Source organism: Ferruginibacter profundus, assembly GCF_054783275.1.
In genome coordinates, this window is sequence record NZ_BAAGQW010000007.1 from 1 (window position 1) to 7,923 (window position 7,923).

9 protein-coding genes are annotated in these 7,923 nt (G+C 37.0%); 1 reads left to right on the plus strand and 8 read right to left on the minus strand.

The genetic code is table 11. The features are described 5' to 3' along the window. Positions 1 to 138: 138 nt before the first annotated feature. The 8 genes from ACYVM0_RS26785 to ACYVM0_RS26820 all read right to left on the minus strand — a co-directional run bounded on the left by ACYVM0_RS26785 (position 139) and on the right by ACYVM0_RS26820 (position 7,497). A complete protein-coding gene (locus tag ACYVM0_RS26785; RefSeq protein WP_460562541.1) occupies positions 139 to 741 on the minus strand; it encodes a hypothetical protein in 603 nt (200 codons plus the stop codon). Positions 742 to 1,062: 321 nt separating this feature from the next. Continuing rightward, positions 1,063 to 1,800 (minus strand): hypothetical protein, encoded by a 738-nt coding sequence (locus ACYVM0_RS26790; protein ID WP_460562543.1) that lies wholly within the window; start codon positions 1,798 to 1,800, stop codon positions 1,063 to 1,065. 368 nt (positions 1,801 to 2,168) lie between these two features. Continuing rightward, a complete protein-coding gene (locus ACYVM0_RS26795) occupies positions 2,169 to 2,669 on the minus strand; it encodes a hypothetical protein (RefSeq protein WP_460562545.1) in 501 nt (166 codons plus the stop codon). Between the two features lie 30 nt (positions 2,670 to 2,699). Continuing rightward, positions 2,700 to 3,266, minus strand: a complete 567-nt coding sequence (locus tag ACYVM0_RS26800) for a hypothetical protein (RefSeq protein ID WP_460562547.1) — start codon at positions 3,264 to 3,266, stop codon at positions 2,700 to 2,702. 824 nt (positions 3,267 to 4,090) lie between these two features. Beyond that, positions 4,091 to 4,513: a lipocalin-like domain-containing protein gene (locus tag ACYVM0_RS26805; protein ID WP_460562549.1), complete on the minus strand. Its 423-nt coding sequence runs from the start codon at positions 4,511 to 4,513 to the stop codon at positions 4,091 to 4,093. A 231-nt stretch (positions 4,514 to 4,744) separates the two neighbouring features. Then, positions 4,745 to 5,194, minus strand: a complete 450-nt coding sequence (locus tag ACYVM0_RS26810) for a hypothetical protein (RefSeq protein ID WP_460562551.1) — start codon at positions 5,192 to 5,194, stop codon at positions 4,745 to 4,747. Positions 5,195 to 5,466: 272 nt separating this feature from the next. Continuing rightward, positions 5,467 to 6,024: a hypothetical protein gene (locus tag ACYVM0_RS26815; protein WP_460562553.1), complete on the minus strand. Its 558-nt coding sequence runs from the start codon at positions 6,022 to 6,024 to the stop codon at positions 5,467 to 5,469. Positions 6,025 to 6,318: 294 nt separating this feature from the next. Further along, positions 6,319 to 7,497, minus strand: a complete 1,179-nt coding sequence (locus ACYVM0_RS26820) for a serine hydrolase domain-containing protein (RefSeq protein WP_460562555.1) — start codon at positions 7,495 to 7,497, stop codon at positions 6,319 to 6,321. 20 nt (positions 7,498 to 7,517) lie between these two features. On the opposite strand from ACYVM0_RS26820, the gene ACYVM0_RS26825 reads away from it, so the two are divergent. After that, a partial coding sequence (locus ACYVM0_RS26825) for a hypothetical protein (protein WP_460562557.1) occupies positions 7,518 to 7,923 on the plus strand: 406 nt, incomplete at its 3' end.

Consider the following 7,923-nt stretch of genomic DNA (forward strand, 5'->3'; position numbering starts at 1 on the left):
CGGCAGGCAGGTTAAAGATATAAAAGTACAGGTTAACAAACAAAAGCCCAGGATTGAATGTCTAGCCCAGGTGAAGCACGACAGCGATAAAATGCCCAATTGTTCCAATGTCCAGCCAGCCTTGCAGTAAACCCGGTGTTAGCGTCTGTATGTTTTTGTACGTTCAAAGTTGTCGCCAACATAACTTTCAAATGTCACTGTTAAACTTTTCGTTGATAATTTGCCTATTTGGATGTCGCAAAAATCTGGTAAGTGGTCTGGCAATTCGTAAAATTCTTTTTTCTTTGTTCTTACATTGAACAAGGTAATATTATTTGTGCGTTTGTGTTGGTTCCAACTGTCGTAAAGCATAAATAGTGTGTCCTGCAAATATGCATAGCTATCTGCTTCAACTTTATCGCCCAAAATATTTTTGCCCGTTCGTTTGTCAAAAATTTGATAAGAAGAAGGGCAACCATTTCCATTATCGATGCTTATCATAAAAAAAGTAGTAAAATCTTTTTCTAAAGTTCCCAATCCCCAGGTTGAAGCAAGAATTGAACCTTGATTCAATAAATGCAATGTGTCGCCATGCCTGAGATAAAAATATTTTGTGCTATCGTCAATACCGTAGCAGGTTATGTAACCTCCCTTTAAAGTGTCAGAGCCAACCACTTCTTTATAATAATGAACCATGCCCGAGTCCATATTGTCCAAAAGCCTTTTACCATTAGGAAGTGTGTCAAGGTCAGGTTCAAGCATGTCAATTTGCTTGGGCCTGTCTACTTTTTTTTGTTCCGGTTTCTTTTGTGGTCGGTCACAAGAATTGAGTGATAAAAAAATTGTCAGTATAACGAGGGGTCGAATCATATAGCCGCTAACGTTCAGGCTTTGCGATGGGCTGGGATTTTGAAATTCGTCCGCCGGGAACAGAAGCCAAATTGTTATTTAGAAGTTGAAGTTAAGAATAAATGCCGACCAGATTCACGTCCGCCTGAACTGCCATACAATATTGATTTACAGCTGATTGACTCGTGTGTGCCCCGCCTATAGCAAAACTTTTGTTGTAAGCTGGCTTAAAAATCAATGTTGTAGTTTTACCTGCAATACATAATACTCAATTTCATTACGTTTAAATTTCAATAAATGGTCAAAATCAAAATCAGTAATGTATTTTCCTGTTAACTTACTGTCTCTACCATATAAAAGACCATCAATAAAAATATGGCTTCTTGCCTGGCCTATTTCACTAAAATTTAATATAGATATTTTGAAATAACATTGTAATGAACCATCCGTTAATAACTTATTGTCCATCTCATTCATAAATTTATTGAAAAATAAAATGGTTTTGAAATCAGTTATATAAAAAGGATTTATGTAGAATATTTTAAAGGAATCATTGCTTCTGGCTGAATCAAAAAATACCCTCGTTGAATCTCCAAATATTTTAAGCGAAAATTGGCCGATTTGTTCAAAGGAAAAAGGAGACGGCATAATATTGTAATAGTAAAATGCATCGACTATATTCTTACGCTGTCCAACTCCGTCAAAACTCATATCGCCGAGTTTTTTTATAATTTTCCCATAAATGGATTGTGATTTAGAATCTAGACTAACTAAATCCCAAAACCCATGTCCGTCCAAATTTATTTCTGAAACTTTTTTATAATAGTTAATTGCTTGATAGTACCTCTTTTGGGTATAATAATAGTCTCCCACGAATTCGCAAGCTTCAAAGTATTTTTTTATTTTATCCTGACATTTTTTGCTATCTGTTTCACAAATCCCCGAACGAATTACTTTAAAATAATTGTTCATGCTCGGTGTCTGTGATGACGCATTCGGAGGAATTATTAGCAAGCAAATCATCAATAGTAAAATATTTCTCATAGAGGATATCACTAACGTTATTTAATGTTGTTGAATAGTAAAACAGAAGAATTTGTTACTTTTTATCTTTATCCCAAAATTTTAAGCCATTGAAATTTATGCGTGGTAAATATAGTTGCTTACAACGAGCAGGGCTTTATGCAGGTTGGGAATTATCCCGAATGCTTTCGGGACGTCCGCCGACAACCGCTGCTGATTGAACCTGCCTGCCGGCAGGAATATAAAGTTGAATTTAAGAACTAAAGCTCAAAGTTGTTTGTCCCAACTTGCATAAAAACCCATGTTAGCCGCCGTATTTACTTAGGGATATAGTCAGAAATAACTGTGATGAATCTTTTACTTGCTTCCAAATAGTTTGAATCTAATAAGGAATTATCTATTTCCGTTAAATAAATATTTGCTCGCTTAATAAATGTTGCAACTGCTACAAAATCTCCACTTAAAAATAGTGTCCCGATTAAGGAGACATAACATACATATTCATACTGCACATGATTCCTTCTTAGATATTCATGAGGCATTTTCTGGTTCAAGTCGGTTAGACTGCTAATCACTTTGCTATTTAATTCGAAGTCTGTCATAATAATGGCGGCTAACGGGCAGGGCTTTGTGCAGGTTGGGAAATATCCCGAATACTTTGGGGACGTCCGCCGATAACCCCTGCTGATTGAACCTGCCTGCCGGCAGGAATATAAAGTTGAATTTAAGAAATAAAGTTGAAAGTTGTTTGCCCAAACCACAGCTTGGATTTGCAACCTGCCTGCCGGTAGACAGGTTGGCTGATGTTTGCTGGTCATGCCCAACTTCAACTTGCTTAAAACCCAATGTTAGCGGTTTTTAGCCCGATAAAACTTTGCCCCTTCGGGTAATTTGTCAGAACCTATGCAAAACAAAGTGTCATTACTTAGCCGCAATTGAATTTTATTTAAGTAAATCCGAACGGTGTCATTTGGTTCAGGCAAAACTGGTGGCGGAACATCTTTAAATCCTGTAAATACAATTTCAACTTCTCCTTTTTTCAATTTGCGTTTTGTTTTCTTTTGGTCTGCAACTCCTGTTGACTTGATTGACTCGGTCTGTTCCTTTTGTTTAAAGGCGTCAAAACTTGTTAACTGAATGATGCCATTATTATTTGTCCATTGCCCTTGTGAAAACCTTTGTCCATAGCAGCCTTGGTCATGAAATTTGAAAGTTCCATTTTCTTGCAGTGTCAACTCAGAAGAGTACCAAATGCTGTTGCTATATTTCCATTCGCCAGTCAATGGGTTTTCAGTTTGTGTCTTTGTTGATGGCGATAAAATTTGTGTCGCACTATGACAGTCTTGTTTAGTATTGCACTGTGTCAAAAGAAAGAGTCCTAAAGATGCTGATATGAAATTGCGAAGTGTCTCCATAAAATAACCGTTAACGAACAGGGCTTTATGCAGGTTGGGAATTATCCCGAAAGCATTCGGGACGTCTGCCCGGGCCACTGCTGATTGAACCTGCTTGCCGGAATACAAGGTTGAATTTAAGAACTAAAGTTTAAAGTTGTTTGTTCAGGCCGAACTACAGCCTGGATTTGCAACCTGCCTGCCGGTATGCAGGTTGGCTGATGTTGGCTGCCGTTGCTTTACCGACACGCAGTTCTGGTAGTTTTCTTAGACAATACTCTTCTTTTACTTAACAGCAAAGTATCAAAAATACAAAACTTATTTCCTGGGGGAGCTTCAAGAATTGTATAAATAACCGTGTCCCCTTTAATGCTATTTATTTTTATTGAGTCAATATCCATAAAATAGCTAGAAGTTGTCGAATCTCTTACTCCGTAAATGTCAATACGCTCTGAAGAACTTTTCCTGCATAAATAAAGCCACATATAGCCACGATTTCCAAGTGTCTTAGCTTCAAAATAGAAATCATCGGATATTCTAAAAATCCTTATTGTTTTAGAGTTGGTAGTACATGAAATAAAAGATGCACAACAAATTAATGTATAAATTAGCAATTTCATTCTTATAATGATATGAAGTTTCGAGGCTTGCCGCAGGGCTGAATTAGTTGCTGTGTCTGCCCGGCAACTGAAGCCGATAGGAAAACTGATGATGAAGTTAACAACAAAAAGCTAAATAGTATTCCGTCTGACCGGAACCGCAGCTGATAAGCAAACAAAAAGATGTGAATTTATTCGTCTGCCAGCATAGCAGCAACCCTGATGTTGGCGGTAGTTATTGTCCTGTTAGAAAATTAATAATTTTACGACGAGACTGTCAGCAGTAAGTTTTTCAATTTGATAAGTGTCTCTGAAGTTATTTTCTCTGTCCACTTTAATACTAATAACCTTTCCTCCGTCTTTTAGTTGCCACTGCCCTTTAAATAACTCAAATTTATAACCCGCTTTTGCCTCTTGTTTTTTGTCAATCGTTGTTCGGCAGAGAAAGGAGGAGTCTGGATTAAATTTGCAAAAAGTCTCTTGATTTTTAATATAATATTTGCTGGATTTATTTACAAAAATCATTGTCCCGCTTTTTTTTAGTGTTTGGTTGGTATACCAATTGGATTTTGTAAGGAAATATGTTCTTGCAACCAAATTTCTACTTGGTTGTCCATGTAAAGCGGTCAGGTTTAAAATCAATATTAGTGTTATGATAATTTTGGGCATGGTGTGTCTAAATATAATTACCGCCAACGTTCGAGGCTTGCCGTAGGGCTGGAATTGTTGCTGTGTCCGGCCGGCAACTGAAGCCGATTAAAAAACTAATGATGAAGTTAACAACTAAAAGTCAAATAGAATTCGGTCAGGCCCGATATTAGCTGATTGTAGTACAACTGCCGATTGTTATTCCGTCCGCCAGCCTTGCGGCAAACCTTTTGTTGGTAGCCGTTTTGTCCACTAAGGCACTGTCCAGGCAGATGTTATAACATACTTTCCACTTATTTTTTGAAGTGAAAAAAAATGTTGTTGTCCTTCCCATTCTTTTGATGGCTCAACCGAAGCATAAGAAAAGTTATAAAAACATTTTTTGTTTTTATATGCCACAAATAAAATGTCTAACAAGCTTACATTTTTGTTTACTGTCTTTTTCAGTTTGGGATCGAAGAATATTTTGTATTGTCGTTTGTGAAATAATTTCTTTGTCACTTTTAAATAATCGTAATCCTTTTCCTTTGTTGTGTCAAGAATACAATAGTCGCAGTTAAAAGGAAATTTAACTAAGGAGGCAAGTTTTATTTCATTTTCAGAATTAATCGCAGATTTGAAGTCTGTCCAAAACTGTGTCAACAAATTTTTGTCTGCTGTTGTAAGTTTTGATTTGTCACAATTTGGTGTTTGGGCAAACATAATTTGTCCGAGCAAAGTGAAGACTAAAATCGAAAATATCTTTTGTAGATGACTCAAGGTATGTGTCGAATTAAGGGGCGTCCTAAAATGGCTGCCAACTTGCCGGGGCTTTGCGACGGCGTGGTATTAGAATTGTGCCCGCCCGAACGTCTGATGATAAATTTGGTTAGTTGATGGTTACTACTAAAGCCCGGTAGAATTGTGTCTGCCCGAACCAATGCCAGGCTTTGTACTTTGTTGATGTTGGTTTGTCCAGCCACACTTTTGGCAAACTACTTGTTAGTGGCAGGGTTTGTATTATTTAAAGCCTCTTTTATATTTTTAATTATACTTAAATATTTCTCTCTGGATATAATCCAATTTACAATTAATAAACCAAGGAATAATGTTTGATTAATAAAATCGATAAGCAAATTTGATTTATGTATTGAATTTCCGTAGAGGTACTTATATGTATCGAGGATAGCCAGGAATAAGAAAATCAAATTTCCAATTATTAAAATCTGGGTAAATAATGAAGATTCCTTGGTTCTCTCAATTTCAATTTTTACTTCAGCAGTATTGAGCCCTTTCTTAATTTCGGTATGAGCATGATTCTTAATTATCACTATGCTTCCCTTAGACCTAAGTCCATCAGTTAAATAATATTCATCAATAGTTATAATTTTATCTAAAACGGTTACAAAATAATCATTATCCTTGTTTGTTGGTGTCGAATTCGATACTCTTTTTGACAAAATGTCCCAATTATTATTTAATTCGATTTCTATTAAAAATGCAGTATTTCTGCTGAAGACTATACAATATAAGTAAGTAATAAATTCTTTCACTTTTGATCAATTTGTGCATTTAGTAGGAATAGATTGTGTAGGCTTTTTCCTGTCAAAGTTTATTGATATAACTAGTACCGCACCTTGCCACTAACGATCAGGGCTTACAGAGGGTTTGGTATTAGTATTCCGTCCGCCCGGAACCGCTGCTGATTAAAATTAATTGTTGAAGTTAAGATTTGATGATCAAAGTTGCTTGTCCTGCCCGGACTGAAGTTGGGCTTTGTAAAACTGCCGATTGTTCTTCCGTTCAGCCAAACTCTATGTAAATCCCTTGTTAGCGGTAGTTTTGCGTTAATGAACCTTTGTCGGTTGTGCTTTTATCTTATTGGCCCAACGTTCATAAATAGGATACCAAACATGGTCACCGTTAGAGCCATTGCAAAGCACTATTAATCCACTTTCTGTTGGTAAATGCAAAAACATTGCAGCGCTCCAACCAATGTTTTCACCGGTGTGTCCAATAGTTCGAAAATTGTCATAAGTCAAGAACCGATACCCAAGACCACTTTCTCCTTCATTAGATGATGGTAGAACAGGTTGTTCCATTAATTGTATTGCTTTTGGTTTCAAAACTTTATTTAATTGCCGGGAATCAGTTGTAATGGATAGTTCGGCGAAGTGAGCTAAGTCTAACACTGTTGTTTGTAATCCTGCTGCTGCTTGTTCTGTAAATATTCTGTTTTTTATCGGATTACCTGAAGTGTCATAAGCAGTTGCAGAACTTGCCATCATTTCTTCTGTCCAATCATAATTTGTATGAATTAATCCTAAAGGTTTGAAAACATTTTTTTTCATGTAGTCTGCAAATTTTTCTTTTGCCTTTTCTTCAAGAAGTAACTGTGCAAGAGTGTAACCCCCTCCAGAATAGTCCCATTTTGTTCCTGGCTCATTTATAAGTCGTACACTTTCACCGTTTCTTTTTGTTTTCCCATTAAGGGATTCTTCTAAACTTAGCAATTGTGTTCCCTGCTCAAAGCCTCCATAGCCATGCACAGAAAGTCCTGCTGTATGACTTAATATACGTCGTAGTGTGACTTTTGATATATCATAGGGAGATTGGGGTAATTTCCAACGGGTTAAAGATTGATTAACTGGTTCATCCAATTTTAAAAAACCTTTTTCAGTCAATTGCATAAATCCCCATGCAGATAATACTTTGGAAATTGAGCCAATGTTAAAAATTGTCTGTGCGGTTACAGGTTTCTTACTTGCCACATCAGCATATCCGATACATTGTATCCATGCAACTTTTCCGTTTTGGATAACAGCTACTGCCACCCCAGGAACATTATTTTTTTGGGTGAGTTCTAAACCAAGTCTTTGGATTTCGTTATAGAGAGAGTCTGCGTTTTTATGTACACTATTTTCTTTGATTGTCTCTTTCGCTGTCGAGCAAGAAAAAAGAATTACAACAAACCCAATCCATAAGAATTTGAATTTATTAATGGTTATTTGAGTACTTTCTTTCATTTATGTTGTAATACTTTGTAGTGTCAGTAAATATGCTGTTGGAAGTAACGATAGGGTCTAAAAATTACCGCCAACGGGCAGGGCTTGCTGCAGGGCTGGAATTCATTGCTCGTCCGCCCGGGACTGCTGTTGACCTGCCTGCCGGCAGGCAGGTTAAAGATATAAAAGTACAGGTTAACAAACAAGGCCCAATCCCGATAGCTATCGGGATAGGTCCAGCCCGGATGAAGCACAACAGCGATAAAATGACCATTGCTCCAATGTCCAGCCAGCCTTGCAGCAAACCCAATGTTGGCTGCAGTTATTTTGAAGTGGGCTTTTTAATTGTCAGCCATTTTTTCAAAATTCCTCCGTCTATGGTCATTGTGACTCGACAAGTCAAGGCTTCTTCATCAGAAGGAAGAATAGCCTCTTCTGTACTAGTGT

Bases quoted from the DNA above. Each gene is read 5' to 3' on its own strand.
- ACYVM0_RS26785 (WP_460562541.1), bottom strand. From the start codon at position 741: ATGCTTGAACCTGACCTTGACACACTTCCTAATGGTAAAAGGCTTTTG.
- ACYVM0_RS26790 (WP_460562543.1), bottom strand. From the start codon at position 1,800: ATGAACAATTATTTTAAAGTAATTCGTTCGGGGATTTGTGAAACAGAT.
- ACYVM0_RS26795 (WP_460562545.1), bottom strand. From the start codon at position 2,669: ATGACCAGCAAACATCAGCCAACCTGTCTACCGGCAGGCAGGTTGCAA.
- ACYVM0_RS26800 (WP_460562547.1), bottom strand. From the start codon at position 3,266: ATGGAGACACTTCGCAATTTCATATCAGCATCTTTAGGACTCTTTCTT.
- ACYVM0_RS26805 (WP_460562549.1), bottom strand. From the start codon at position 4,513: ATGCCCAAAATTATCATAACACTAATATTGATTTTAAACCTGACCGCT.
- ACYVM0_RS26810 (WP_460562551.1), bottom strand. From the start codon at position 5,194: ATGTTTGCCCAAACACCAAATTGTGACAAATCAAAACTTACAACAGCA.
- ACYVM0_RS26820 (WP_460562555.1), bottom strand. From the start codon at position 7,497: ATGAAAGAAAGTACTCAAATAACCATTAATAAATTCAAATTCTTATGG.